Here is a 26,817-nt window from a genome sequence, read left to right on the forward strand (position 1 = left end):
ACTTTTTTACGACGATTGGCGTAAGATGGCAGCGGGGTGAAATTGTCCATTTCCCGCCACAAAGAGAGCGCAGCGCTATTGGCAGGCGAGGAGATGGGCAGGCTTACGGTGCGTGTAAATAGTAGCATGGGTCGATTTTTTTCCGGTAACACGAGATCGCGCAGGACGATTGGCGGCAGTCGTTTGATTGTGGTCGTTTCGCTTTCTGGACAAGGCTGTTCCGGCCGCCAATCCGACTTCGCGGCGGCGCCGTCGAACCGTTGGTTGTTGTCGTTTTCGGCCCGCTCGGATGCGCGGCCCGGCTTTGCCGGAGATGTCGATACCGCTTTCGTCACATTTGCTGTTTACGAATATGGTGAAGGCGGGAAGGCGGATGCCGCGCCTGCCGAAAGAGTGCCACGGAGATTGCAGTCGGACCATGCCGGGAGCCGGGTGGTTCTGAATGATGCGCTGAGAATTAGGCCTTCGAGAGAAGGCCACTGGGCTGGATGCGACGCGGGCAAAGGAGCCATGGAGCTCGCCGCGGGATCGCTCGCCTCGACGAAATACATCCGCGGAATGCACGGCGCGAGCCCTGCTGCTTCCTGCCTGCGATGAGCGAAAGAAATCGGTTGAAATGGTGACGTCCGAGTTCAAACTGTTCAAATTCATGCTGATGGGCATGTCTATGGCCGTAGCGCTGTCGCTGTCCGGCCCGGTCCGCGCATTCGACATCAAGGCGGGCGTCAGCAAGGAATCCGGCCCCTTCGATCTCTTCAAGTTCGGCTTCAAAGCCTATAAGAACGGGCAGAAGGAAGAGGCGGTCGAAGCCTATAAATACGCTGCCGAAAAGGGCCACACCGGCTCGCGCTGGGCGCTTGCCAACATGTATGCCGACGGCGACGGCGTAACGCAGGACGATTTCGAAGCCTTCAAGATTTACAGCGAGATCGCCCAGCAGGGCGTCGAGCCCGGCTCGGAAGATACCGGCTTCTTCGTCAACGCGCTGCTGTCGCTCGCCAATTATTACAAACACGGCATATCAGGCAGTCCGGTCCGGATCGACCTCACCCAGGCGCGCCAGCTTTATTTTCAGGTGGCATCAACCTTTGGCGTCCCCGAGGCGCAGTTCCAGCTAGCGCAGATGATGCTGGCCGGCGAGGGCGGCAATGCCAGCCCGCAGCAGGCGAAGAAATGGCTGAACCAGGCCCGCAAGAGCGGTCATCCCGGCGCCATGGCGGTCTTCGGCAATATTCTTTTCGACGAAGGCCAGTCGGCCCGCGGCCTGGCGATGATGACGGCCGCACTCGACCGCTGCAAGCCCAAGGATTGCGGCTGGATGGAAGCGTTGCAGGAGCAGGCCTTTTCGGTTGCCAACGAGGCCGACCGCCGCACGGCTGTATCCCTCTCGCATAGCATCGCCAGCGGCTCCGACGACTAATGCATGTCGCCCGGAAGTGTGCAGCGGTTCCGGGATAACGACATGCATCAAAACAGAGAGCTAAAGCATGTCGCCCGGAAGTGTGCAGCGGTTCCGGGATAACGACATGCGCAAAACAAGGAGTTAAAGCGCGAGCAGCGAATCTGAAAGATCGCGACGCGCTTTAAGACAGGGAAAAATCAGGCAGCGAAATCGAAATAGGCGATCACAGGCACGTGGTCGGAAGGCTTTTCCCAGGCCCGCACATGTTTTTCGATCGCAGCCGACGTCATCTGGTCGACGGCCTCAGGCGACAGCAGCAGATGATCGATGCGGATGCCGTTGTTCTTCGGCCAGGCGCCGGCCTGATAATCCCAGAAGGAATAGAACTGCGTCGCATCCGTGGTCGCGCGCACAGCATCCGTCAGCCCGAGATTTTCCAGCCGGCGGAACGCCTCCCGCGTCTGCGGCAGAAACAGCGCATCACTTTCCCAGACTTTGGGATCGAAGCAGTCGTGCGGTTCCGGGATGACATTGTAATCGCCGGCAAGCACCAGCATCTCCTCATAGGCCAGCCGCTCGGCGGCAAAGCTCCGCAGGCGCTCCATCCAGGCGAGCTTGTAGGGATATTTCTCCGTGTCGACAGGATTGCCGTTCGGTAGGTAGATGCAGCAGACGCGCAGGATGCGTGTGTCGGGCAGCGTGAATACGGCTTCGAGGAAACGCGACTGTTCGTCCAGCGGATCGCCCGGCAGGCCGCGGTTCACTTCCGACGGCGAAGTCTTGGAGAGGATCGCCACACCATTGAAGCCCTTCTGGCCGTGTGTTTCGACGTGATAGCCGAGCGCCTCGATCTCCAGCCTGGGAAAACCTTCGTCGACCGTCTTGATCTCCTGCAGGCAGACGATATCCGGATCGGAATCCTTGAGCCATTGCGTGAGATTGTCGATGCGCGCCTTGACGCCGTTGATGTTCCAGGTCGCGATCTTCATCTCTCTATCCTGTTCGCTTCGTGCGCTTCTTTTATCGTGGTCTTCCATAACAGGACAAGACGATAAACTGGCCGGAGGCACTTCGTCGGCCAGTTCATGAGGACAGTGCGATGCGTCTGAATATTCAGATCGAGAAGCTGGTGCCGCAGCCGCAGCTTGCCACTGCGTTCGGGTTCTTGATCTGGAAGGATTGACCGAGCAGATTGTCGACGAAGTCGATCTCCGAACCCGCCATGTAGACGAGCGAAAGGCTGTCGATCAGCACCTTGGCATCGTTCTTCTCGACGACGACGTCGTCATCGCCGGCGCTGTCGGCAAGATCGAACTTATAGGAAAAGCCCGAACAGCCGCCGCCTTCAACGGAGACGCGCAGCGCGCTCTTGCCGGCCTCGGCGCCGACGATCGCAGCGATACGCTTTGCGGCGGCATCTGAAAGGGTTACACTCGTATCCGTCATGTTTCCTCCTGCCGGGGTCAAGATCCGGAGAGAATGGGTTTTGGCACTTGAATGTTCAAATGCCTGATATCAAACAAACTTATCATGATCCTCGGAAAAAGGCCATGATGCGCCGAGGTGGTTGAGAAAGCGCCTCTTTGCCGTTTCTTCGGGCTATAGGTATGAAGAGCGCAAAGCGGCGTCAATGGGCAGATGCGGCAACATGCAGGATGACGGTGAAGAATGACAATCGATACGCGTGCTTTAGGTTTCGGCAGCAGTGAAAGAGCGGTCTATGCGGCAGACCCATGGACGAGCCACGGGAGGCTCTATCCGGAGGAAGGCAGCCCGACGCGCTCCGATTTCCAGCGCGACCGCGACCGCATCGTCCATACCACCGCCTTCCGCCGGCTGAAGCACAAGACCCAGGTCTTCATCGCCCAGGACGGCGATCATTACCGCACCCGGCTGACGCACACGATCGAGGTGGCGCAGATTGCCCGCGCGCTTGCCCGCGCCCTGAAGCTCGACGAGGATCTGGCCGAGGGCGTGGCGCTGGTGCACGATTTCGGCCATACGCCGTTCGGTCACACCGGCGAGGACGCGCTGCACGAGGTGCTGTTGCCCTATGGCGGCTTCGACCACAATGCCCAATCGCTGCGCATCGTGACCAAGCTGGAGCGGCGGTATGCCGAATTCGACGGCATCAACCTGACATGGGAAAGCCTCGAAGGCCTGGTCAAGCACAATGGTCCGCTGCTGACGCCGGATGGTGTGGGCACACGCGGCCCGGTTCCGCAGCCGATCCTCGATTATTGCGAACTGCACGATCTCGAACTGGCTACCTATGCCAGCCTCGAGGCCCAGGTCGCGGCGATCGCTGACGACATCGCCTATAACACCCACGATATCGACGACGGCCTGCGTTCCGGCTACCTGACTTTCGACATGCTGGAGGAAATCCCGTTCCTTGCCGGGCTGATGGCCGAGGTGAGGGGGCGATATCCGCACCTGGAGCCGAGCCGCTTCACCCATGAGATCATGCGGCGGCAGATCACCCGCATGGTCGAAGACGTGATCGCCGTTGCGCAGGAGCGCCTTTCGCTGCTGCGTCCGGAGAGCGCCGCCGACGTCCGCGCTGCCGACCGGGTCATCGCCACGTTCTCGGGCCGCATGGCCGAAACCGATAGCCAGATCAAGGCGATGTTGTTCAAGCGCATCTATCGCAATCCCGATATCATGCGCATCCGCGCCGGCGCCGCCCAGATCGTCACCGATCTCTTTGCCGCCTATATGGCCAATCCCAAGGAGATGCAGAGCCATTACTGGGTCGATCATATCGCCGGCCTCGCCGATGCGCCGAAGGCCCGCCATGTCGGCGATTATCTGGCCGGCATGACCGACACCTATGCGATCAGCGCCCACAGGCGATTGTTTGACCACACTCCGGATTTGCGATAGGCAGCGGTCGCCCCGCCAAGGGCCGATTTGGGCCTTTGGCACAGCCTATGCATGGAAGAGTGCGATGAACCTTTTTACCGACTTCGAAGCCAGGATCAAAACCGCCCTTGAACAGATCGATCTGGTCAGGGAAAAGCGATCCGAGCTCGATTTCGGCCGCATTGCCGTCGAGCCGCCGCGTGACGCGAGCCACGGCGACGTCGCGACCAATGCCGCGATGGTGCTGGCAAAACCGCTTGGAACCAATCCCCGCGCGCTGGCCGACATCATCATCGCCAAGCTCAGGGAGGATGCCGACGTTGCCGATGTTTCGGTCGCCGGTCCTGGTTTCATCAATATCCGTCTCTCCGTCGGCTACTGGCAGCGGCTGCTCGCCGCGATGATCGGCGCCGGCACCGATTACGGCCGCTCGACGCTCGGCGAGGGCCGGAAGGTCAATGTCGAATATGTCTCGGCCAATCCGACCGGGCCGATGCATGTCGGCCATTGCCGCGGCGCCGTCGTCGGCGACGCGCTCGCCAACCTGCTCGCCTTTGCCGGCTACAACGTCGAGAAGGAATATTACATCAACGATGCCGGCTCGCAGATCGACGTGCTCGCCCGTTCCGTCTTCCTGCGTTATCGCGAAGCGCTCGGCGAAAAGATCGGCGAAATTCCCTCGGGTCTCTATCCGGGCGACTATCTCGTACCTGTGGGACAGTCGCTTGCCGCCGATTATGGCGTGCGGCTGCACAACATGCCGGAAGACCAATGGATGCCGATCGTCAAGGACCGCACCATCGATGCGATGATGGTGATGATCCGCGAAGACCTGGCGGCGCTGAACGTCCATCACGATATCTTCTTTTCCGAGCGCACCCTGCATGCCAATGGCGCGGCCGCGATCCGCACGGCGATCAACGATCTGACCTTCAAGGGCTATGTCTACAAGGGCACCTTGCCGCCGCCGAAAGGCCAGCTGCCTGAGGATTGGGAAGACCGTGAACAGACGCTGTTCCGCTCGACCGAAGTGGGCGACGACATGGACAGGCCGCTGATCAAGTCGGACGGCTCCTACACCTATTTCGCCGCCGACGTCGCCTATTTCAAGAACAAGTTCGATCGCGGTTTCGACGAGATGATCTATGTGCTCGGCGCCGACCATGGCGGCTACGTCAAGCGTCTGGAAGCGGTTGCACGCGGCGTTTCGGACGGTAAGGCGAAGCTGACGGTGCTGCTCTGCCAGCTCGTCAAGCTCTATCGCAACGGCGAGCCGGTGAAGATGTCGAAACGCTCGGGCGATTTCGTCACGCTTCGGGACGTCGTCGAGGAAGTCGGCAGTGATTCGGTCCGGTTCATGATGCTTTACCGCAAGAATTCCGAGCCGCTCGACTTCGATTTCGCCAAGGTGACGGAACAGTCGAAAGATAATCCGGTCTTTTACGTGCAATATGCGCATGCCCGCTGCATGTCGGTCTTCCGGCAGGCGAGGGAGGCTTTCGGCGACCTCGATGTTTCCACTAAGGAACTCGCGCAAACCGTTGCAGGCATTGGCGATCCGGCCGAATTGCAGCTCGTTGCCAAGCTCGCCGAATTCCCGCGGATCGTCGAGGCGGCGGCCCAGTCGCAGGAGCCGCATCGGCTCGCTTTTTACCTCTACGACCTCGCTAGTTCTTTCCACGCCCACTGGAACAAAGGTAAAGATCAGCCGGAATTACGATTTGTTAATGATAAAAACCGAGAATCAACTATTGCCAGACTTGGGCTGGTGTACGCCGTCGCGTCGGTTTTGAAGTCGGGACTTGCCATTACAGGCACTGCCGCACCGGACGAAATGCGATAACGTCACCATTTCCCCACAATGCGCTGGCATTTCAGAGTTGGCGTTTGCGAGTGGGATAGGCATGGCTGATAAACAACTTGCGTATGATACGCGCGGAAAAGATGACCTGTTTGCCGACGATGATCCGTTGGCCGAACTTGCCCGTATCGTCGGCTTCGAACCGCGTGTTGCAGCAAACACGATAACCGAGTCCATGCGGCACGAGCCCGCCCTTGATCTCGAGGACGAGTTGGGACGCGAGTTCGACCGTTACGATTCGCCACGTCCGCTCGCAGAGCTCGACCGGCCCGCCGAACCGATCTCCGATGACGACACGCTTGAAGATTACATCGAGCCCGTTCTCGATGTGTCTACCGCCGCCGAGAGGGCCGAAGTGCCCGAGCCGGTTTCCGTTGCCTCCGTTGAGGCTGAGGAAGAAGCTGGACCGGCTGTAAGCAACTGGGATGCGCCCGCCGGTGAGGCCGCCTGGCCGCAGCAGCTTTCCGTCGAGCCCGCTTCCGAGGAGCCGGTGCAATCGGCCTTCGGTGGCGCACGTGACTTAATCGAGGAGCTTGAACTGTCGATCGGCTCTGCTCCGGTCTCTTCGCTGCCGCAGCCCGCCAAGGCGCCGCAATGGTCGGCCGCCAGCATCAGGCTGCCGCTTGCCAATTTCCACGCCTCCAAACGCGAGGAAACGGTTGTTCCGCCAGCGCCGGTGGCAGAAGCGCCTGTGGCCGAAGCGGTCGAGGCGCCGGCGGCTGAAGTGCCGTCTGCCGATCTTGCCTCGGCAGAGCAGCAGCCCACGATCGAGCCGTCCGCCCCGGTCGTCGAGCAATTGGCTCCGGCCGTCACTGTCGAGCCGTCCGAAGAATTCGAATCCGCGTCTCCGTCGCTTGGCTTTCCCGCCGAGCACGATCGCCATGACGAGGTAGTGGCGTCGGAAGAGATTGCCGAGGCCGACGACTTCGTCGAAATCGAAGACGAACTCGAAGATTTCGGATCCGACGCCGGTTTCGATCTCATCGCCGCTGCCGTCGAAGGCGAGATCCAGGCCGATGCAGCGCTGACCGAGGTCGTGCCTGAAGTTCCGCACACTGTCGGCACTTTCGATCTGGACGATCTGCTCGCCGACGTCTCGCGTTATCCGGTGCCGCAACGTCCCAATACGGCGCCCGTTTCGCCGCAGGCCGCATCGATCGAGGCTGCGCCCGTTGCTGCCGCTCCCCTTGCTGTCGCGCCTATGGTCGCCGCATTTGCCGGGCCGCAGGTGATCGCGCCAGCGCCGCTCGCCGCAGCCCCCGTTCAGCCTGCTCCGGTCGAACCGGCGCCGGTCTATGCTGCCGAAGCCGCAAGGCCGGTCGTACCGCAGCCTGCCGAGGTTGTTGCACCCCAGCCCGGCGCAATGGCATATTCGCGGGCGCCGCAGCCTGTGCCGGAAGCCGACGATCCCTTCGCCGGTCATGATTTCGAGCTGGATCTTGCCGGTATCGAGCTGGAACTTGCCGATCTCGATTTCTCCGAATCCGAGCTGGCTCCGGCTGAGCCCGCGCCGCAGCCGGAGCCGCCAATCCGTGCCGCCCAGCCGGCCGCTGCCGTCTCTCCCCGATCTGCCTCCGGTCTTGCGCCTGAGCCGCAAAATCCTGCTTTCCTGCAGGCGACATCGGCCGATGCGCGGCCTGCTCCGGCCTTCGTAGAGCCCCAGGCTCCAACTCCGACTCCGGCCGTCAACTGGTCTTCTGTCGCCGACTCGACCGAAGACCTGCCGTTTGATCCGGCGATGATCTCCGATCCGGAGGATCGTCCCGAGACGGTCGAGGATATGCACGTGCCGACGCTGCCGCCGGTCGAGCAGCCCGCGCCGGTCGCGAAAACGCAGGATTTCGATTTCGATCTCGATGCGGAGATTGCCAGCTTCTTTGAACCGGCCAAGCCGCGGGAAACGTCGGCCCCGGTTCGCGATACTGCTGCCGCAGCGGCAAAGCCGGTCAAGCCGACCATCGCCGACGGCCTCGATGATTTCGAACGAGCGCTGGAAGAAGATTTCCGCCGCAGCGTGCGCGAGCCGGTCGAGCGCCGTGAGACCTCTGAGGTCCGCATCGAATCGGCAAGCCAGGCGGCTGATTTCAGCCGTGCCCGGTCGATGCGCCGGCTGCTGGCCGGAGCCGTCGTGCTCGTGGTCTTCGCCGGTGTCGCTTATGGTGTCTATTCCTCCGTCTGGAACGGCGAGGGGCTTGGCATCGTCGCATCCGGCGAGCCGCGCGTGATCACGGCCGACAAGGAGCCGGTCAAGGTCGTTCCGGAAAATCCCGGCGGCAAGACCGTGCCGAACCAGGACAAGGCCGTCTACGATCGTGTTGCCGGTTCTGCCGAGGATCCGAAGCAGAAGGCGCTGGTTTCTTCGGATGAGGCACCGGTCGATGTCGTCCAGCGGACGCTGACACCGGAATCGTTGCCCGAGGACGACGAGAACGCCAACGCCAGTGGTCAGGTCTCGCCGACCGCAGTCGGTGAGACGGAAGATCCGCGTTTGCTGCCGAACCAGGACAGCGCCGACAACGCTGCCGCCGGCGATGCCGAGAAGACGCCATCGGTTTCACCGCGCAAGGTCCGCACGATGATCGTCAAGCCTGACGGCACGCTGGTCGCCCGCGAGGAACCAGCACCCGTCGATCAGCCGGCTGCTCAGGCGACACCCTCTGTGCCAGCGACGCAGTCTGTACAAGCCGCTCAGCCAATGCCGGCATTGACGGCCCCGTCGGCCCAATCGGCTTCACCCGTGCCGCCGGTCGTCGGAACGGCTGCAAGCTTCCCGGCGAGCGCTGAGGTTGCTTCAGCCGATGCTGGCTCCGCAACGCCTGCCGAAACCGCGCCGGCAAAGCCGCCGCTTGCAGCCGACGCCGATGCGCAGGCCGCAAATCCCGCCCCGGTCGATACGCCGGTGCGCCCGGTCAAGACCACGGCGCTCACCGATACCGCTCCGGTTCCGATCGCGCGCCCGGTCGATCAGCCCGTCAACGTCGTCGGCACGGTGACCGAAAAGGGCAACGTTCGCGCTCCCGCACAGCAGCCGAAGCCCGCGCAGCAGCCGAAGACGACTGAAGTCGCTGCTGCAGCACCCGCCGCCGCCCAGCCGCAGTCGCAGGCCGCCTCCGCCGGCGGCTACGGCATCCAGATCGCCTCGCTGCCATCGCAGGACGAGGCGACCAAGTCCTATGCCAACCTGTCGAAGAAATTCGCCGGTGTGCTTGGTGGCCGCGCTCATGAAATCCGCAGGGCCGATATCGCCGGCAAGGGCACTTTCTACCGTGTCCGTATTCCGGCCGGTTCCAAGGACGAGGCCGCAGCGCTCTGCGAACAGTATCGCGCGGCGGGCGGAAGCTGCCTGATCTCCAAGTAGGATCGGTTTTCAACGAAATAACAGGAGCGGCGGGCCGGATCGGCCCGCCGCTCTTTTTTGTGCATGGCGCCCGAGCTTGCTCGCATTTGGCCGGGCGCCGTCTATGATTCCGATATGACCGAATCAAAAGCGATGATCCTTGGCTGCAGCGGCCTTGCCCTCACATCCGAAGAGAAAGCCTTCTACCGGGGCGAACGGCCCTGGGGCTTCATCCTCTTCGGGCGCAACATCTCCGAAGCAGGGCAGATCGCCGATCTTGTCGCCGAACTGCGCGACAGCGTCGGCTGGCATGCGCCGGTGCTGATCGACCAGGAGGGTGGCCGCGTTCAGCGCATTCGTCCGCCGGTTTTCGCACGTTATCCCTCCGGCCAGGCGCTCGGAGATCTCTATCGCCGAGACCCGGCGCTTGGGCTGCGCGCTGCCTGGGCGATGTCGCGGCTGCACGCTTTCGACCTTTCGAGCCTCGGCATTGATGTCGATTGCCTGCCGGTGCTCGACGTGCCGGTCGAGGGCAGCAGCAGCGTCATCGGCGACCGCGCCTATGGCGACGACCCTCAGACAGTCATCGCCATGGGCCGGGCGGCTGCCGAAGGGTTGAAGGCCGGCGGCCTCTTGCCGGTGATGAAGCATATGCCCGGGCACGGCCGCGGCTTCGCGGATTCACACCTGGAACTGCCTGTCGTCACCGTCTCGCGCGATGAGCTGGAGGCTCATGATTTCCCGCCCTTTATCGCCATGAAGGACGAGCTGATGGCGATGACCTGCCACGTCGTCTTCACCGCCATCGACCCCGACAATCCGGCGACGACCTCGCGAAAGGTGATCGATGGCGTCATCCGCGAGCAAATCGGCTTTACCGGTCTGCTTCTATCCGACGACAGCTCCATGAATGCTCTTTCCGGCACGATCGGCGAACGTGCGGCGAATATTATTGCAGGCGGATGCGATATCGTGCTGCATTGCAATGGCCATATGGACGAGATGCTGGATGTCGTGGCAAATGTTCCGCCGCTCGCCGGTCAATCGCTTGTCCGTGCAAAAGCGGTGGAAGCAGGTTTTGCCGCGCCGGATGCCGCCGATGAGGCGGAGTTGCGGGCGGAATTCGAGGCGATGTTTGCGATCGTGTGATCGAAGAGGAGCAGGGTGGTGATCACGGTCAAGGGCACGGAGCGTCCGCAGGCGGCAACGCCGATGGACAAGTTGTGGCAGGAGAACGGCGCCGAGCGCGCCAGCCACGAGCCGGCGCTGGTGATCGATGTCGCCGGCTTCGAAGGGCCGCTCGATCTGTTGCTCTATCTCGCCCGCAACCAGAAGGTCGATCTGTCGCGCATTTCGGTGCTGGCACTGGCCGAGCAATATCTGCAGTTCGTCGAAAGCGCCCGGCGTATCCGCATCGAGCTTGCCGCCGATTATCTCGTCATGGCAGCCTGGCTTGCCTATCTCAAATCGCGGCTGCTGATACCCCAGCAGATCAAGGATGACGGTCCGTCGGGCGAAGAGATGGCGGCAACGCTCGCTTTCCGGCTGAAGCGCCTCGAAGCCATGCGCCAGGCCGCCGAAGGCCTCGTCAACCGCAACCGCCTCGGCCGCGACATCTTCGTGCGCGGTGCGCCCGAGCATATTCCCGACCGGCAGCAATCCGCCTACGCGGCAAGCCTCTATGATCTTTTGACCGCCTATGCGGCGCTGCGCCAGCGCAATGCCGTTACCCAGGTGACGATCGAGAGGCGCAACGTCTGGTCACTGACCGATGCGCGTGAGTTGCTGACCCAAATGATCGGCGAGATCGGCGACTGGACGGCGATGGAGCATTATCTGCTGCGTTATCTCGCTGCGCCCGAGGAACGCGTCACGGCGATTGCCAGCGCTTTTGCCGCCTCGCTGGAGCTGGTGCGCGAGGGCAAGCTGGAAATCCGCCAGGACGGCGCCTTTCAACCGATATACATGCGCCGCGGACCAAAACACGCCACGCTGCAGGTGGTGGAGCAGGAGCAGCCGGCTTGATCGATCCGAAGAGCGACGAGGATTTCGAGGACGATTTCGAAGGCAGGAGCCGCGACCTGCAGGCCGAGATCGAGGCAGAACGCATTGCCGAGGCGTTGGTTTTTGCCTCCTCGCAACCGGTGTCCGAAGGCTTCCTCGCAGAGCGCCTGCCCGAGAAGACCGATGTTCGCGCCATCATGCTGCGCCTGAAGGCACACTATGCACCGCGCGGCGTCAACCTCCTGCAGATCGAGGGTGCCTGGGCCTTCCGCACCGCCGCCGATCTCTCCTTCGTCATTCGCCGCGATGACAACGAGGTCAAGAAGCTCTCGCGCGCCGCATTGGAAGTGCTGGCGATCATTGCCTATCACCAGCCGGTGACGCGCGCCGAGATCGAGGATATCCGCGGCGTGCAGACCTCGCGCGGCACGCTCGACGTGCTGATGGAGGCGGGCTGGGTACGGTTTCGCGGTCGCCGTCGCACGCCGGGCCGGCCGGTGACATTAGGCACCACCCGCGATTTTCTCGACCATTTCGGTCTCGAGGAGCTGCGCGATCTGCCCGGTCTCGAAGAATTGAAGGGCGCTGGCCTGCTCTCGGGGCGCATTCCGGCGAATTTCAACATTCCCTCGCCATTGATGAACGACGAGCTAAGCGAGGACGAAGACCCCATTACCCAGATGGATCTCGAAGAACTTGGGTTGCTCGCCCCGCGTTCTACCTCCGAAGATTGAAGGACTTCGTCTTGCTTTTGCCATGCATGACGAAAACAATGGTGCTCACCATTTTTCGGCGGTTCGGTGGCTTGTCACAAAGGGCGATACCGTGACATTAAGCGCAGTTCAAAGGGCTTGATGTTGGAAACGCTGTCGGAAATTCTTACATCATGGGAACATCGAATAAAGGGAGTAAGTGCAAATGATGGGTTCTTTTAGCATGTGGCACTGGTTGATCGTTCTGGTCATCGTGCTGTTGTTGTTTGGCCGCGGCAAGATCCCGGAACTGATGGGCGATGTCGCCAAGGGCATCAAAAGCTTCAAGAAGGGCATGACGGACGAAGATGCGCCCGACACGGCCAAGACCGTCGATCACAAGGCCGACGAAACGAAGTAACCAAGTGCGGGAAAAAGCGCAGCCCCCGCGCTTCCCGTCCAGGAGCCTTGCATGTTCGATATTGGCTGGACCGAGCTTTTGGTCATCGCGGTCGTCCTGATCGTGGTCGTCGGTCCCAAGGATTTGCCGCCGATGCTGCGCGCTTTCGGCAAGATGACGCAGCGCGCCCGCAAGGTGGCGGGTGAATTCCGTGCGCAGTTCGACGAAGCGTTGCGCGAGGCCGAGCTTGACGATGTCCGCCAGACGCTCAGTGACGCCCAGAAGCTCAACCCGGTCAACAGCCTGCGCGAGGCGATGAACCCGCTTCGCCAGATGGGCAACGAGATCAAGGCCGACTTGCAGAAGGCGACCGCAGTCCCGGAAAACAAGACGGAGGTGCCGCCGGCTGCCGTTTCCGCGCCGACGCCGTCGATGGGCCTGCCGGAAACGCCGCCGTTGGTGCCGGCACCTGCGCCGACGCCGGAGCCCGTTGCTGCCGCGGTCGCCACGGCCGATACGGTAGCCGCCAAGCCGAAAGCGGTGCGCAAGCCGCGGGCCAAGGCTGCGGATAAGGCGGCCTTTGCCATCGCCGCGCCCGTGGAAAACGTGCCTGCGGAAAAGCCTAAGCGCACGACTGCTGCCAGGAAGCCCGCAGCGCCGAAGACGCCGGCGCAGATGAAGAAAAAGGACGAGGCATGAGCGGTGATATCGAAGACAAGCCGCAGCCGTTGATCGAGCACTTGATGGAGCTGCGCACGCGGCTGATCTGGTCGATCGGCGCATTTTTCGTCGCCTTCATCGCATGCTTCTTTTTTGCCAAGCATCTCTTCAACTACCTGGTCATTCCCTACAAGACGGCCGTAATATGGGCGCATCTCGACGTCGAGAAGGCGCAGCTGATCTACACCGCGCCGCAGGAATTCTTCTTCACGCAGGTGAAGGTGGCGATGTTTGGCGGCCTCGTGGTTGCGTTTCCGATCATTGCAGCACAGGTCTACAAGTTCGTCGCGCCGGGCCTCTACAAGAATGAGCGCCAGGCCTTCCTGCCGTTCCTGATCGCTTCGCCGGTGCTGTTCCTGATGGGCGCGGCACTCGTCTATTTCTTCTTCACGCCGATGGTCATGTGGTTCTTCCTGTCGATGCAGCAGGCGCCGGGTCAAGACGAAGTGGCAATCTCGCTTATGCCCAAGGTCTCGGAATATCTGAGCCTGATCATGACGCTGGTCTTCTCCTTCGGCCTCGTCTTCCAGCTGCCGGTCATCACCACGCTGCTTGCCCGCGTCGGCCTGCTGACGTCGCAGTGGCTCGCCGAAAAGCGCAAGTTCGCCATCGTCCTCGCCTTCATCGTCGCCGCCGTACTGACGCCGCCCGATCCTATGTCCCAGATCGGCCTTGCGATACCGACGATCCTTCTCTACGAGATTTCCATCCATGCGGCGCGACTCGTAGAGCGCCAGCGTGCCCGGCAGGCGGTCGAAAAGGACACCGAATCCGCGGACGTTGCCAAGACGGACAGCGTCTGAGCGGCAATCCGGAAATCCTTTCACGAACGCCGTCTCATACGGTCGAAGCCCGGTCAGGCTTTGGCCGGGTCACTTCTGTTGCAACGACCTGGAACGACGATGCTCGATATCAAATGGATCCGTGAGAATCCCGAAGCGCTCGATGCCGCCCTCGCCAAACGCGGTGCGGAGCCTCTGGCCCAAAATCTCGTTGCCCTCGATGAAAAGCGCCGCTCCGCCGTGCAGAAGGCGCAGGACTTGCTGTCCCGCCGCAACCTCGCTTCCAAGGAGATCGGCGCGGCGCTGTCGCAGAAGAACGGTGAACTCGCCGAGAAGCTGAAGGTCGAGGTCGCCGAATTGAAGGCTATGCTGCCGATGGTCGAGGAAGAGGACCGTCAACTGACGGCCGAACTTAACGACGCGCTGTCGCGCATCCCGAACATTCCCTTCGACGACGTTCCGGTCGGCAAGGATGAGCACGACAATGTCGTCACCCGCATCGTCGGTGAAAAGCCGCTCTGGAACCACACGCCGAAGGAGCACTTCGAAATCGGCGAGGCGCTCGGCTATATGGATTTCGAGCGCGCCGCCAAGCTCTCCGGTTCGCGCTTCACGGTTCTCACAGGGCCGCTCGCCAGGCTCGAGCGGGCGCTTGGCCAGTTCATGATCGATCTCCACACCCGCGAGCACGGCTATACCGAAGTCAGCTCGCCGCTGATGGTTCGCGCTGAAGCAGTGTTCGGCACCGGCAGCCTGCCGAAGTTCGAAGAGGATCTCTTCAAGACGACGGATGGCCGCTATCTCATTCCGACGGCGGAGGTGACGCTGACCAATCTGGTGCGCGAGGAAATCCTCGACCAGGAAAAGCTGCCGCTCCGCTTCACCGCCTTGACGCCGTCCTTCCGCTCGGAAGCGGGCTCGGCCGGCCGCGACACCCGCGGTATGCTGCGCCAACATCAGTTCTGGAAATGCGAGCTGGTCTCGATCACCGACGCCGAGAATGCTATCGCCGAGCATGAACGGATGACCGCCTGCGCCGAAGAAGTACTGAAGCGCCTCGGCCTGCATTTCCGCACGATGACGCTTTGCACCGGCGACATGGGCTTCGGCTCGCGCAAGACCTACGATCTCGAAGTCTGGCTGCCGGGACAGAATGCCTTCCGCGAAATCTCCTCCTGCTCGGTCTGCGGCGATTTCCAGGCCCGGCGGATGAATGCGCGCTACCGCGGCAAGGACGACAAGAACAACAGGTTCGTGCACACGCTGAACGGCTCCGGAACCGCTGTCGGCCGCTGCTTGATCGCCGTGCTTGAAAATTATTTGAACGACGATGGTTCCGTCACGATTCCGGACGTTTTGCTGCCTTATATGGGCGGATTGACCAAGATCGAACGGGCGGCCTAAGGCAATGCGCATCCTGCTTACGAATGACGACGGCATTCACGCCGAAGGCTTGGCCGCGCTGGAGCGGATCGCCCGCACGCTGTCCGACGATGTCTGGATCGTGGCGCCCGAGACCGACCAGAGCGGCCTTGCCCATTCGCTGAGCCTGTCCGAGCCTTTACGGCTGCGCAAGATTTCTGACAAGCATTTCGCCTTGCGCGGCACGCCGACCGATTGCGTGATCATGGGCATCCGGCAGGTGATGGACATCAGGCCCGATCTCGTGCTGTCAGGCGTCAATTCGGGCTCCAACGTCGCGGACGACGTAACCTATTCCGGCACGATCGCCGGCGCCATCGAAGGCACGATGCAGGGCGTGCGCTCCTTCGCGCTGAGCCAGGCCTATCTCTATGAAGATGGTGCGCGCATTGTGCCATGGGAGGTCTGCGAGACGCATGCGCCGGCTCTTCTGGAAAAGCTGATGGTTCTGGATCTGCCGGAGGGCACGTTCCTCAATCTCAACTTCCCGAACTGCCGTCCGGGCGAGGTCGACGGCGCCGAGGTGACCATGCAGGGCAAGCTCGCCTTCAACCTGCAGGTCGATGCCCGCTCTGATGGCCGGGGCTTTCCCTATTACTGGCTGAAGTTCGGCGAACGCGCCGGCGCCTTCATCGAAGGCACCGATATTCACGCCTTGAAGCATAACAAGATTTCGGTAACGCCTTTGAAACTGGATCTGACCGATTATTCCGTAACGGACCGCGTGGCGCGGGCCTTGGGATACGGAGCACAGGTTTGACGGCAAGACTGGCCGAGAAAGAGGGCTTTGCGGCGCTCGTCCTCAGATTGCGTGCCGAAGGCATCTCCGACCTCGATCTGCTGACCGCGGTCGAGCAGACGCAGCGCTCGCTCTTCGTGCCGCCGCAATTTTCGGATGACGCCTATTCGAGCCGGACGATCCCGATCGAATGCGGCTCCTTCCTTGAAGGCATCGATTTTGTCGTCCGCATCCTGCATCACCTGAAGCTCAAACCCGGTCAGCGCGTTTTGGAAATCGGCACCGGCAGCGGCTTTACGGCCGCCGTCATGGGCCGCATGGCCGAGCGTGTTCTGTCCATCGACCGCTATAAGACGCTGACATCGGCTGCGCAGCGGCGCATGGAATCGCTTGGTCTGCGCAACGTCATCATCCGCCACGCCGACGGCAGTGCCGGCATGCAGGGCGAGGGCACCTTCGACCGCATTCTGGTGACGGCGGCATTCAATGCGATGCCGCGCTTTTATACCGATCAGCTTGTTTCCGGCGGTTCGATGATCGCGCCGCTGATGATCTCCGAGAACGAATGCCGCATGGTGCGGCTGACGAAAACCGGCAGCCGTTTCGAACGCGAGGAACTGTTCGAAGCCCCTTATCTGCCCATCGTTCCGCGCCTTGCCTCGCTGCTATAAGCTCTACGATTTTTCACCCGTAAGCTATGGTTATCAACTTCTCAAAAATATCGCACTGATTCCAGCATCTTAACTGCGTGGTAATACTAACGCGTTTTAATAGACTCACAAATGGTTGCGTTCTCAGTGGGTCGAGTCAATGCGTTTCAGTCTTTCGCCGAAGTTCGGGAAGTCGGCCGGTAATCTTCTGGTTGTGGGCCTGCTGGCAAGTGCCGCAACGGGCTGCAGTTCCGATGTGACACGGTTTGGCGGCTTGTTTTCCTCCTCAGGGCAGGATCAGATCACCACAAGTTCCATTCCGCGCAGGGGCGGCGCTCAGTCTGATCCGGTGCCGCGCGCCGATCTCGGCGGCTCCGCCGTTGCAAGTCAGTCGGGTTATGGCGGCGGCAATGGCGCACTGAACCAGCCTTACCCGTCGAACCCTAGTTATGATCCGGTCCGCACGTCGAGCGCCCGTATGGCTTCCGCGCCGGTTGCGGTGCAGCGTTCCGAGCTTGCAGCTCCGAGCGCCGTTGCACCGGTCCGGCAACGGGAAAAGGAAGTCGCGCTCGCCCAGCCTTTCCCTTCAGCGCCCCAGGCCGAAAAAAACCGATTGGTGGCCCCGACCGCGCCGAAGCTGACGCCTGATACCCTTACGACGGGCACGACGCCGAAGGTTTCCGGCTGGTCCGGGACCAATGCCCCTTCCGTGACGCTGCGTCCGGGTGAAAGCGTTGCCACGCTATCCAGGCGCTTCGGTGTTCCAGAAAAGGAAATCCTGCGGGTCAACAACTTGAAGACGGCTTCCGCCGCCATGCCCGGCCAGGCGATCCTGATCCCGACCTTCAATGGCGGCAACGCTGTCAAGGCAGCGTCGCAGGCGGCTGACCTCTCCAAGCCCGGCAAGATGCCGGAACCGGTAAGGGCGCCTGAGCAGAACGTCGCTGTCGTTCCCGGCGCCAATTCCGCTCGCGACAAGACCATGGCGAGCGCCGATGCCACCGGCAAGCTTCCGCCCGGCGCCGGCAAGGATCCGAAAGCGCCTGCCGGCACCTATGTCGTCAAGCAAGGCGATTCGCTGGCAAAGATCGCCAAGGCGACCGGCACCAAGATCGACGATCTCAAGGCCGCCAACAATCTGTCAGCCAGCTCGGTGAGGGTCGGTCAGGCGCTGAAGATCCCGAACGGCACCGCCGACAATATCAAGACAGCATCGATCCAGCCGCAGAAGGTCGATCCGAAGCCAGCTCAAACGGCGCCCGCCCAGCAGACGGCCTCCGTCGAGCCCGCACCCTACAAGGCGCCGGTCGCCACTCAGACGGTCGACGATGTCGAAAAGAAGTCCGATGTCAGCTCCGCCGCACCGGAATCGACCGGCATCGGCAAGTATCGCTGGCCGGTCCGCGGCCAGGTCATTGCTTCATACGGCGCCAACGTCAACGGCAACCGCAATGACGGCATCGACATTTCGGTGCCGCAGGGAACGCCGATCAAGGCTGCCGAAAACGGCGTTGTCATCTATGCCGGCAACGGCCTGAAGGAACTCGGCAACACTGTTCTCGTCCGTCATGACGACGGCACCGTCACCGTCTATGGAAATGCCGATACGCTGAGCGTCGCCCGAGGCCAGAAGATCCAGCGCGGCCAGACCGTCGCCGTCTCCGGCATGAGCGGCGACGTCAAGCAGCCGCAGGTCCATTTCGAGGTGCGCAAGGACGCATCCCCGGTCAACCCGATGACTTTCCTGGAATAGGTACAGCGTCCCAGGAAGCGCAAAAGCCCGGCCACCCGCCGGGCTTTTGTCATTTAAGGCATGTCGCGCAAAAGTGTGCTGCGGTTTTGCGGCAACGACGGATCTGAAAGAGCGCGACGCGCTTCAACCTCGCTCGATATGGACGCGCATGCGTCCGGCCAGATCCTGGATATACTGCCAGGCGACACGGCCGGAGCGGGCGCCGCGCGTGGTTGCCCATTCCAGTGCCTCGGCGTGCATCCTGTCGCGTTCGAGCCCGAGCTTGAAATGGTCGGCATAGCCGTCGATCATGCCGAGATAATCTTCCTGGCTGCATTTGTGGAAGCCGAGCCAGAGACCGAAGCGGTCGGATAGCGAAACCTTCTCCTCGACGGCCTCAGACGGATTGATCGCCGTCGACTGCTCGTTTTCCATCATGTGGCGGGGCAGCAGATGGCGCCGGTTCGATGTGGCGTAGAAGAGCACATTGTCCGGCCGCCCTTCGACGCCGCCGTCGAGTGCCGCCTTCAGCGACTTGTAGGCGGTGTCGTCGTGGTCGAAGGAGAGATCGTCACAAAAGACGATGACGCGGTACGGCGTGTCCTTCACGAGGTCGAGCAGGTTGGGCAGGCTCGCTATATCCTCGCGATGGACCTCGACCAGCTTCAGCGCAGAGCCGCTTTCGCACCTGACATCCTCGTGCACGGCCTTGACCAGAGAGGATTTTCCCATGCCGCGCGCACCCCAGAGCAGCACATTATTCGCCGCATAACCTTCGGCGAAGCGCACTGTATTCTCATGCAGGATGTCGCGCACATGATCGACGCCGCGGATGAGCTTCAGCGCCACTCGATTCGGCTTCTTCACCGGCTGCAGATGCAGGCGCGATGGCGCCCAAACGAAACAGTCGGCCGCATCCCAATCGTTGACGGCAGGCGCTGGTCCGGCAAGGCGCTCGACGGCATTCGCAAGCCGCTTCAGCTCGGCAAGAAGCGCGGTGTTGATTTCCTCGGTCATCGCAAGCTCCTGATTTCTTGCTGCGGCAATCCGCTTTATCTTTCGATGCGGGGTAGCATGGCGTTTTGCCGGCGGAAAGGTTATGAGGCAGCGGAATCGGTACTGTTTCGGGCTGTTTCTGTTGCATTCATCGAAGCGGCAATTATAGTCCGGCAACCTGAAAAATGAGGCGGAGTTCCGCCGCCAAGCCTGAGGAGTTTAGCATGTTCATCACCCCGGCATTCGCCCAGAGTGCCACCGATACCGCAACCGGTTTCGGCGGCTCCGGTTTCGAAATGATCATCCTGTTCGTGCCGCTGATGGTCGTTTGGTACTTCCTGCTGATCCGTCCGCAGCGCGCACAGGCCAAGAAGCGTGAGGAAACCCTGAAGGCGATCCGTCGCGGCGATCAGGTCGTCACCGGTGGCGGTCTCGTCGGTAAAGTCACCAAAGTTATTGACGACAAGGAAGTCGAAGTCGAGATTGCCGATGGTGTTCGTGTGCGCATCGTCCGCAGCGGTATTTCGGATGTGCGCGTCAAGGGTGAACCCGTCAAGGCCGACGCAGCGTAACAAGCGAACCGGCAGCACCGCCGGATCGGAAGATCGTCGAGAGAATGTTGCATTTTTCCCGCTGGAAAACACTTCTGATCTGGCTGGCCGCGTTTGCTGCCATCGTCCTCGCTGCGCCCAATCTGCTGAGCGAGGCACAGCGTTCCTCGCTGCCGGGCTGGCTGCGGCAGGACCGCTTAACGCTCGGTCTCGATTTGCAGGGCGGCTCGCATATTGTTCTGAAGGTCGAGCGTTCCGATATCGTCAAGGACCGCCTGGAAGAGGCGGTCGCCAATGTCCGCAACACGCTGCGCGGCGCCGGCATCCGCTATACCGGGCTGACCGGCAACGACCAGACTGTCACCGTCCGGATCACCGATCCGGCTGAGACGCAAAAGGCGGTCGATCTCCTGAAGCCTTTGACGGCGCCCGGCGGACGTGCCGGACCGGAGGTCGCGCTGCGGCAGGACGAGGACGGGCAACTCTCGCTGCAGATTTCCGACGCCGGCATTACCGCCGACGTCGCTTCCGCCCGGACTCGGTCGCTTGATATCGTTGCCCGCCGTATCGCTGGATTCGGCCATGCGAATTTCCTCGTTCGCCCCGATGGTGCCGACCGGATCGTCGTGCAGGTGCTGGGATCGGTCGATGCGGAGCGGCTGAAAAACCTCCTCAACCAGCCGGCCAAGCTTTCCTTTCATCTGATCGACGCAAGCATGTCGGGGCAGGAGGCGCTGAACGGCCGCTGGCCGGCGACATCGCAGGTGCTCTATTCGCTGGACGATCCGCCGGTTCCTTATCTCGTCGATCGCACGGCTTTCGTCACGGGCAGCAACATGGTCGGTATCGAGCCGGTCGTCGATCCGCAGACCCAGGATAGCTCGATTGCCTACCGCCTCGATGCCGAAGGAACGCGGCGGCTGGCTGAGGTGACGGGGCAGAATATCGGCAAGCACCTTGCCATCGTCTTCGATGACCAGGTGATGTCGTCACCGGCCATCGATGCGGCGATCACCGGCGGCGAGGGGGCAATTTCGGCAAACTTCTCCGAGGATGGCGTCCGCGACCTGGCGATCATGCTGCGCGCCGGTGCTCTGCCGGCGACGCTGACGAGCGTCGAGGAGCGCAGTGTCAGCCCGAGATTTGGCGCTGACTCCATCTTCTCCGGCCTCATTGCCGGCCTCGTCGCCGTCGTGCTGGTCGCGGCATTGATGATCGCGCTCTATCGCATTCTCGGCGTCATCGCCGTCGTCTCGCTCGTCTTCAACCTGATCCTCATCGTCGCGGTGCTCAGCCTAGCCGGCGCGACGCTCACCTTACCCGGGATTGCCGGCATCGTACTCATCGTCGGCATGGCGGTCGACTCGAACGTTCTGATCTACGAGCGTATCCGTGAAGAGGAAAAAACTGCCCATTCCTTTGCGGAGGCTGCCGGCCGCGGTTTCTCGCGCGCCTTCGCAACGATCGTCGATGCGAATGTGACGATCTTCATCGCCGCAATCATCCTCTTTTTCCTCGGCAGCGAATCCATCCGCGGTTTCGCGGTGACGCTGGCGGTCGGCATCCTCACGACCGTCATCACGGCTTTCACGCTGACGCGCTCGATCGTTGCCGTCTGGCTGCGGCGGCGCCACCCCCGGCATCTGCCGAAAAGTGTTCTGACCCATCTTTTCGAACACGCCAATATCCGGTTCATGGGGATCCGCCGCTACGTCTTCACGGCGTCGGCGATCATTTCACTGATCGCCATGGCCGCCTTTGCCACTGCCGGTCTGCGTCTCGGCATCGATTTCACCGGCGGCTCGCTCATCGAGGTGACGGCGAAGCAGGGCAATGCCGACCTCGCCGATCTTCAAGCGCGCCTCAACGACCTCAATCTCGGTGAGGTCAGCGTCGAGCGCGCCGGCGGGCCGTCGAACGCACGGATCCGCATCGCCTCCCAGGGCGGCGGCGAGAATGCCGAGCAGTCCGCGGCGACGCTGGTGCGCGGCGAGCTCCAGGAGGATTATGATTTTCGCCGCGTCGAGGTCGTCGGCCCCGCCATCTCCGGTGAATTGACGATGATGGCGACTCTCGGCGTGCTGGCAGCGCTGGCGGCGATCCTGATCTACATCTGGATCCGCTTTGAATGGCAGTTCGCGGTCGGCGCCATCGTCGCGACGCTGCATGATGTCATCATCATGCTCGGTCTCTTCGTCCTGACCGGCATGGAATTCAACCTGACGAGCATCGCCGCCGTGCTGACCGTTGTCGGTTATTCCCTGAATGACACGGTCGTGATCTATGACCGAATGCGCGAGAATCTGAAGCGATACAAGAAGATGCCGCTGCCGATCCTGATCGATGCGTCGATCAACCAGACGCTGTCGCGCACCATACTGACGGCGGCGACGACGCTGCTAGCCTTGCTCGCGCTCTATCTTTTCGGAGGAGAGGTCATCCGCTCCTTCACCTTTACGATGCTCTTCGGCGTCGCTCTCGGCACTTTCTCTTCGATCTATATCGCCGCTCCTGTGCTGATCGTCTTCCGGCTGCGGCCGGAAAGCCCTGACGGGGAAGAGAGCAACAAGACGGATGCTGGTGTAAAATCCGGCACGGTGGTTTGAAAACATGGCAAAAGGCATAGAAATCCGCGCCGCGCATTTTCCAGGGCGCGCGCCGATCGATACTTACGGCAATGGCGGCTTCCGTTTTGCCGATATGTCGCATCGCGGCTCGATCCTTTGCCTGCCCTCCGGCATTCACGGCTGGGACATGGACATGTCGAAACCGCTATCGCCGGAAAATTTCCGCCGTGTGCTTGATGAGGCCGATGATATCGAGGTTCTGCTCGTCGGGACCGGAACCGAGCTTCGCCGTTTGCCGGAGGCATTGAAGCAGGCGTTGAAGGCGCGCGGCATCGCCTCCGATCCGATGAGCACAGGTGCTGCGGTACGCACCTTCAATATCATGCTCGCCGAGCAGCGCGCCGTCGCCGCGGCTCTGATTGCGGTCTGACGATGGTTGAAGCGAAGACGGCGACGAACCAGGAGATCTGTCTGGCGATGCTGCGCGACAGCGATCGCGACCGCTACCTTGCCTGCCTGCTGTCGCCGGAGGACAAGCGCGGCGCGCTTGCAGCCCTCTATGCCTTCAATGCCGAGCTTGCCCGCATTCGCGATCTCGTGCACGAGCCGTTGCCCGGCGAGGTGCGGCTGCAATACTGGCGCGACCTGCTGGAAGGCAGCGCCCACGGTTCGACGGCGGCCAATCCCGTCGCTTCAGCACTTCTGACGGCGATCGAAACGCACCGCCTGCCGCGCAAGACGCTGATCGATATGATCGAGGCCCGCACCTTCGATCTCTATGACGATCCGATGGAAACGCGTCTGTCGCTCGAAGGGTATGCCGGCGAGACCGCATCGGCCCTCATTCAGCTTGCAAGCCTGGTGCTTTCGCCCGAGGAAGCCGCAGGATCGGCCGACGCCGCCGGTCATGCCGGTGTAGCCCAGGCGGTCGCCGGCCTGTTGCTGCTGATGCCGCTCTATCGCCGCCGCGGCCAGGTCTATATTCCGCTGCAGATCCTGTCCGCCACCGGTCTCAACCGCGATACCTTCCTTGCCGGCGAAGACCGGCCGCGCATTTCCGCCGCCATCGAAGCCTTTGCCGGCCTCGGTCGCGAACATCTGGCAAAGGCAAGGGCGGCAGGGCCGATCGCGCCCGCGGTCTTTCCGGCCTTCCTGCCGGCGACGCTTGCCGAACCCGTGCTTTTCAGGGCGCAGAAGCTCGGCGCCGTCCTGTTCGACCGGCCGCTGCAGCCGCCGCAATGGCGCCGCCAGCTCGGTATGGCCCTTTCGGCCGTCCGCAGAAAAATCTGACACCGGTCAAACTCGCGCAAGTCTCGCGCGTTACAAGGCTTGAACCGCTACCTTTTGAACGGAGACTCGGCGTGGGCATTATCGTCTGGTGCGTTCTATTCGCCATCGTCATCTTCTTTGCCTTCGTGGTAACGCGCATGGCTGCGCAGAACAAGGAAGACGGCCTGCATGACACGGGCCTCGCCATCATCGAGTTCGGCCGCGCATTTCCGAACGAAGCGATCCGCCAGTTGCAGGCGACGGACAACGGCCAGGCCATTTTCGTGCGCCTGCATGACAACAAGGCCGGCTTCATGCGCAACATGTCGCGCCACTTCGCCTGTCATCTGATCGAGCCGGGCCGGGTGCGCGTCGTCAGCTCGCAAACGGGCAGGGGCCTGGTGATCGATTTCCTCGATGCGCCGCATCACAACGGCGATTTCGAATTCGCTTCCGCCAAGGAGTCCGCGGAAGTCGCGCTCTGGCTGCTCGGCAACTATATCGCCGGGCCGGATAAGGATCTGCCGTTCGACCATATTTCGGCGGCGAACAAGCACTAAATAGCGAGTTAGGCGCTTTCGGCGAGCGGCGAGTTCTGGCCCAGCCAGGCGGCGCAGTCCGTAAGCGCGCGCCGCGCGATCAACTGCCGCTTCATGATCGTTTTGTCCTTACCGCGGAAACGCTTGACGCCCTCGGGCTTGACGATCGATCCGGGCTGAAGTTCCGGAAACAGCCCGAAATTGATGTTCATCGGTTGGAACGAGCGTTTGCCCGGCTCCTCGTCGGTGACGATATGCCCACCGGTGATATGACCGAGCAGCGAGCCGAGCGCCGTCGTTGCCGGCGGCAGCGAGATCGCCTCGCCCTTGCGTTCGGCGGCGGCGAAACGCCCGGCCATCAGCCCGACGCTGGCGCTTTCCACATACCCCTCGCAGCCGGTGATCTGGCCGGCGAAACGCAGGCCGGGCCGCGATTTCAAGGTCAGCGACGGGTCGAGCAGGGTGGGGGAGTTGATATAGGTGTTGCGGTGCAGGCCGCCGAGGCGGGCGAATTCCGCATTTTCCAGGCCGGGGATCATGCGGAAGATTTCCGCCTGCGCGCCATATTTCAGCTTCGTCTGGAAGCCGACCATATTGTAGAGCGTGCCGAGCGCATTGTCCTGGCGCAGCTGCACGACGGCATAGGCCTTGACCGTCGGGTTATGCGCATTGGTCAGCCCCATCGGCTTCATCGGCCCGTGGCGCAGCGTCTCGCGGCCGCGTTCGGCCATCACCTCGATCGGCAGGCAGCCGTCGAAATAAGGCGTACCTTCCCATTCCTTGAAACCGACCGTGTCACCCGATATCAGTGCGTCGACGAAGGCATTGTACTGCGCCTCGTCCATCGGGCAATTGATGTAATCCTTGCCGGTGCCGCCGGGACCGATCTTGTCGTAGCGCGACTGATACCAGCAGATATCCATGTCGATGCTCTCGCGGTAGACGATCGGCGCGATGGCATCGAAGAAGGCGAGCGAATCCTCGCCCGTCTGCGCCTGGATGGCGCTTGCGAGCGACGGTGCGGTCAGCGGCCCGGTGGCGACGATGGCGAGATCCCAGTCACCAGGCGGCAGGCCGGTGATCTCTTCACGCACGACCGTGATCAGCGGGTGGTCGTGGATCGCCCGGGTCACGGCTTCGGAAAAGCCGTCGCGATCGACGGCGAGCGCGCCGCCGGCCGGCACCTGGTGGCGATCGGCGGTCGCCATGATCAGCGAGCCCGCCATGCGCATCTCGGCGTGGATGACGCCGACGGCATTGCTGGTCGCATCGTCGGAGCGGAAGGAGTTGGAGCAGACCAGCTCGGCAAGTCCGTCGGTCTTGTGTGCATCCGTGCCGCGCACCCCGCGCATTTCATGCAGGATGACGGGAATACCGGAACTGGCGATTTGCCAGGCGGCTTCCGAACCGGCAAGTCCGCCGCCGACAACATGGATGGGGGAATAGGAAGAGATCGTGTTCATTCCGGGCTGATACCATGTCGGCAGGTACGATCCAACACCCGGGAATCAAAAACGGCGCCTTGAGGCGCCGTCTTGGAAGCATCAAGCCCGTTGTTAGCGACGGGCTATTAACGGAACGAGCGGGATGCGATGTTGCGGATGTCGTAACGGCTGACGCCGATATCGGACAGGGTCTGGTTCGAGAGCCCGCCGAGTTCGTTGAGCGTACGGCGGTAGCTGAGCCAGCTTCTTGCAATGCGGATCGGGTTCATTGTCTTTTTCCTCAAACAAATGTCCGCTGGATGGCGGGATCGCCTATCTCTCTGCGGTTGATGTTTATATAGGCGAGAACCGCGCTTTTGTGCAGTGCAAATAAAAGGCGTCTGCTATGCAATTGTGCAATGTGATGCTTGCCAATTAGGCGGTGGATACTTTTTGAGCGGGCTAAGGAAACGGTTAACGGCGTGCAACCACAGCGGCAGTGCGTAGGACAAAGAAAACGCCCGCTGTTGGTACAGCGGGCGTTTCGATCGAGGACGAACTGCTTGGGAGGATGCAGCGATCGCCTTGAACTAGCGGGCGGAAGCCTCACGGGCAACACGTTGGATGTCCGAACGGTCGATGCCAAGGTCGTGCAATTCGCGGTTGCTCATGCGGCCGAGTTCGGTGACGGTCTGACGGTACTTGCGCCAGTTATTGAAAGAGCGAGAGAAGTTCATGTTAAGCCCCTTTCCGAGGGTTTGATCTGCCAGCAGCCACTGATCGGCGCTGACCTCTATTTGATGACCCGAATATATGTTGCGGCGCGAAAGAGGAAAACAGCCAAGTTTTCAGATCACCTATGCGG

26 protein-coding genes are annotated in these 26,817 nt (G+C 61.8%); 20 read left to right on the top strand and 6 right to left on the bottom strand.

Annotated features, from left to right (window positions below; genetic code table 11):
- Positions 1-126: 126 nt before the first annotated feature.
- Together OS035_RS18700 and exoR are read left to right on the top strand one after the other, a co-directional pair.
- The gene (locus OS035_RS18700) at positions 127-597 is read left to right on the top strand and encodes a hypothetical protein (protein ID WP_097625277.1); all 471 of its coding nucleotides are present in this window, start codon (positions 127-129) and stop codon (positions 595-597) included.
- Positions 598-616: 19 nt separating this feature from the next.
- Positions 617-1,420: an exopolysaccharide production regulator ExoR gene (gene exoR, locus OS035_RS18705; RefSeq protein ID WP_097625278.1), complete on the top strand. Its 804-nt coding sequence runs from the start codon at positions 617-619 to the stop codon at positions 1,418-1,420.
- 179 nt (positions 1,421-1,599) lie between these two features.
- Here the strand turns inward: exoR and xth are convergent, their stop codons facing one another.
- Positions 1,600-2,391, bottom strand: coding sequence for an exodeoxyribonuclease III (gene xth / locus OS035_RS18710; protein WP_331813972.1), 792 nt, complete (start codon positions 2,389-2,391; stop codon positions 1,600-1,602).
- Positions 2,392-2,515: 124 nt separating this feature from the next.
- Positions 2,516-2,848, bottom strand: a complete 333-nt coding sequence (gene erpA, locus OS035_RS18715) for an iron-sulfur cluster insertion protein ErpA (RefSeq protein ID WP_012557478.1) — start codon at positions 2,846-2,848, stop codon at positions 2,516-2,518.
- 222 nt (positions 2,849-3,070) lie between these two features.
- Between erpA and OS035_RS18720 the strand changes: the two genes are divergently transcribed.
- The 13 genes from OS035_RS18720 to OS035_RS18780 all read left to right on the top strand — a co-directional run bounded on the left by OS035_RS18720 (position 3,071) and on the right by OS035_RS18780 (position 18,627).
- The gene (locus OS035_RS18720; protein WP_097625281.1) at positions 3,071-4,288 is read left to right on the top strand and encodes a deoxyguanosinetriphosphate triphosphohydrolase; all 1,218 of its coding nucleotides are present in this window, start codon (positions 3,071-3,073) and stop codon (positions 4,286-4,288) included.
- 64 nt (positions 4,289-4,352) lie between these two features.
- Positions 4,353-6,110 (top strand): arginine--tRNA ligase, encoded by a 1,758-nt coding sequence (argS, locus tag OS035_RS18725; protein ID WP_310805364.1) that lies wholly within the window; start codon positions 4,353-4,355, stop codon positions 6,108-6,110.
- 61 nt (positions 6,111-6,171) lie between these two features.
- The gene (locus OS035_RS18730; protein WP_310805365.1) at positions 6,172-9,486 is read left to right on the top strand and encodes an SPOR domain-containing protein; all 3,315 of its coding nucleotides are present in this window, start codon (positions 6,172-6,174) and stop codon (positions 9,484-9,486) included.
- 114 nt (positions 9,487-9,600) lie between these two features.
- Positions 9,601-10,614 carry a beta-N-acetylhexosaminidase gene (nagZ, locus tag OS035_RS18735; protein ID WP_310805366.1) on the top strand — a complete coding sequence of 338 codons (1,014 nt, stop codon included), beginning with the start codon at positions 9,601-9,603 and terminating at the stop codon, positions 10,612-10,614.
- Between the two features lie 18 nt (positions 10,615-10,632).
- Positions 10,633-11,490 carry a segregation and condensation protein A gene (locus OS035_RS18740; RefSeq protein WP_097625461.1) on the top strand — a complete coding sequence of 286 codons (858 nt, stop codon included), beginning with the start codon at positions 10,633-10,635 and terminating at the stop codon, positions 11,488-11,490.
- Positions 11,487-12,203 carry an SMC-Scp complex subunit ScpB gene (scpB, locus tag OS035_RS18745; protein ID WP_097625284.1) on the top strand — a complete coding sequence of 239 codons (717 nt, stop codon included), beginning with the start codon at positions 11,487-11,489 and terminating at the stop codon, positions 12,201-12,203. Before OS035_RS18740 ends, scpB begins: the two co-directional genes overlap by 4 nt.
- A gap of 187 nt (positions 12,204-12,390) precedes the next feature.
- Positions 12,391-12,582 (top strand): twin-arginine translocase TatA/TatE family subunit, encoded by a 192-nt coding sequence (locus tag OS035_RS18750; protein ID WP_003538990.1) that lies wholly within the window; start codon positions 12,391-12,393, stop codon positions 12,580-12,582.
- 51 nt (positions 12,583-12,633) lie between these two features.
- Positions 12,634-13,260: a Sec-independent protein translocase protein TatB gene (tatB, locus tag OS035_RS18755; RefSeq protein ID WP_183777740.1), complete on the top strand. Its 627-nt coding sequence runs from the start codon at positions 12,634-12,636 to the stop codon at positions 13,258-13,260.
- Entirely contained in the window at positions 13,257-14,084 is an 828-nt protein-coding gene (tatC, locus tag OS035_RS18760) for a twin-arginine translocase subunit TatC (protein WP_097625286.1), read from the top strand. Before tatB ends, tatC begins: the two co-directional genes overlap by 4 nt.
- A gap of 99 nt (positions 14,085-14,183) precedes the next feature.
- A complete protein-coding gene (gene serS / locus OS035_RS18765; RefSeq protein WP_097625287.1) occupies positions 14,184-15,467 on the top strand; it encodes a serine--tRNA ligase in 1,284 nt (427 codons plus the stop codon).
- Positions 15,468-15,471: 4 nt separating this feature from the next.
- Positions 15,472-16,245, top strand: coding sequence for a 5'/3'-nucleotidase SurE (gene surE, locus OS035_RS18770; RefSeq protein ID WP_097625288.1), 774 nt, complete (start codon positions 15,472-15,474; stop codon positions 16,243-16,245).
- Positions 16,242-16,895, top strand: coding sequence for a protein-L-isoaspartate(D-aspartate) O-methyltransferase (locus tag OS035_RS18775; RefSeq protein WP_003573541.1), 654 nt, complete (start codon positions 16,242-16,244; stop codon positions 16,893-16,895). Before surE ends, OS035_RS18775 begins: the two co-directional genes overlap by 4 nt.
- Positions 16,896-17,034: 139 nt before the next feature.
- The gene (locus OS035_RS18780) at positions 17,035-18,627 is read left to right on the top strand and encodes a peptidoglycan DD-metalloendopeptidase family protein (protein WP_331813973.1); all 1,593 of its coding nucleotides are present in this window, start codon (positions 17,035-17,037) and stop codon (positions 18,625-18,627) included.
- Between the two features lie 123 nt (positions 18,628-18,750).
- On the opposite strand, the gene OS035_RS18785 is transcribed toward OS035_RS18780, so the two are convergent.
- Positions 18,751-19,623 carry an ATP-binding protein gene (locus OS035_RS18785; protein WP_331813974.1) on the bottom strand — a complete coding sequence of 291 codons (873 nt, stop codon included), beginning with the start codon at positions 19,621-19,623 and terminating at the stop codon, positions 18,751-18,753.
- A 203-nt stretch (positions 19,624-19,826) separates the two neighbouring features.
- Here OS035_RS18785 and yajC point away from each other — a divergent pair, with 203 nt between their 5' ends.
- The 5 genes from yajC (at position 19,827) to OS035_RS18810 (ending at position 24,549) form a co-directional block, all read left to right on the top strand.
- The gene (gene yajC / locus OS035_RS18790; RefSeq protein WP_003573534.1) at positions 19,827-20,174 is read left to right on the top strand and encodes a preprotein translocase subunit YajC; all 348 of its coding nucleotides are present in this window, start codon (positions 19,827-19,829) and stop codon (positions 20,172-20,174) included.
- Positions 20,175-20,218: 44 nt separating this feature from the next.
- Complete coding sequence (gene secDF, locus OS035_RS18795) at positions 20,219-22,759, top strand: protein translocase subunit SecDF (protein WP_331813975.1); 2,541 nt, start codon at positions 20,219-20,221, stop codon at positions 22,757-22,759.
- Positions 22,760-22,763: 4 nt separating this feature from the next.
- A complete protein-coding gene (locus OS035_RS18800) occupies positions 22,764-23,150 on the top strand; it encodes an Mth938-like domain-containing protein (RefSeq protein ID WP_012557491.1) in 387 nt (128 codons plus the stop codon).
- A 2-nt stretch (positions 23,151-23,152) separates the two neighbouring features.
- On the top strand, positions 23,153-24,010 hold the full coding sequence (locus tag OS035_RS18805) for a phytoene/squalene synthase family protein (RefSeq protein ID WP_097625293.1): 858 nt from the start codon (positions 23,153-23,155) through the stop codon (positions 24,008-24,010).
- Between the two features lie 71 nt (positions 24,011-24,081).
- Positions 24,082-24,549 (top strand): hypothetical protein, encoded by a 468-nt coding sequence (locus OS035_RS18810; RefSeq protein WP_331813976.1) that lies wholly within the window; start codon positions 24,082-24,084, stop codon positions 24,547-24,549.
- A gap of 8 nt (positions 24,550-24,557) precedes the next feature.
- Here OS035_RS18810 and trmFO read toward each other — a convergent pair whose 3' ends face one another.
- The 3 genes from trmFO to OS035_RS18825 all read right to left on the bottom strand — a co-directional run bounded on the left by trmFO (position 24,558) and on the right by OS035_RS18825 (position 26,689).
- Positions 24,558-25,991: a methylenetetrahydrofolate--tRNA-(uracil(54)-C(5))-methyltransferase (FADH(2)-oxidizing) TrmFO gene (gene trmFO, locus OS035_RS18815; protein ID WP_331813977.1), complete on the bottom strand. Its 1,434-nt coding sequence runs from the start codon at positions 25,989-25,991 to the stop codon at positions 24,558-24,560.
- 107 nt (positions 25,992-26,098) lie between these two features.
- Positions 26,099-26,242: a DUF1127 domain-containing protein gene (locus tag OS035_RS18820; protein WP_003539017.1), complete on the bottom strand. Its 144-nt coding sequence runs from the start codon at positions 26,240-26,242 to the stop codon at positions 26,099-26,101.
- A gap of 300 nt (positions 26,243-26,542) precedes the next feature.
- On the bottom strand, positions 26,543-26,689 hold the full coding sequence (locus OS035_RS18825; RefSeq protein WP_331813979.1) for a DUF1127 domain-containing protein: 147 nt from the start codon (positions 26,687-26,689) through the stop codon (positions 26,543-26,545).
- Positions 26,690-26,817: the final 128 nt, after the last annotated feature.

This window comes from Rhizobium sp. 268 (assembly GCF_036571585.1).
Lineage (GTDB): Bacteria > Pseudomonadota > Alphaproteobacteria > Rhizobiales > Rhizobiaceae > Rhizobium > Rhizobium redzepovicii.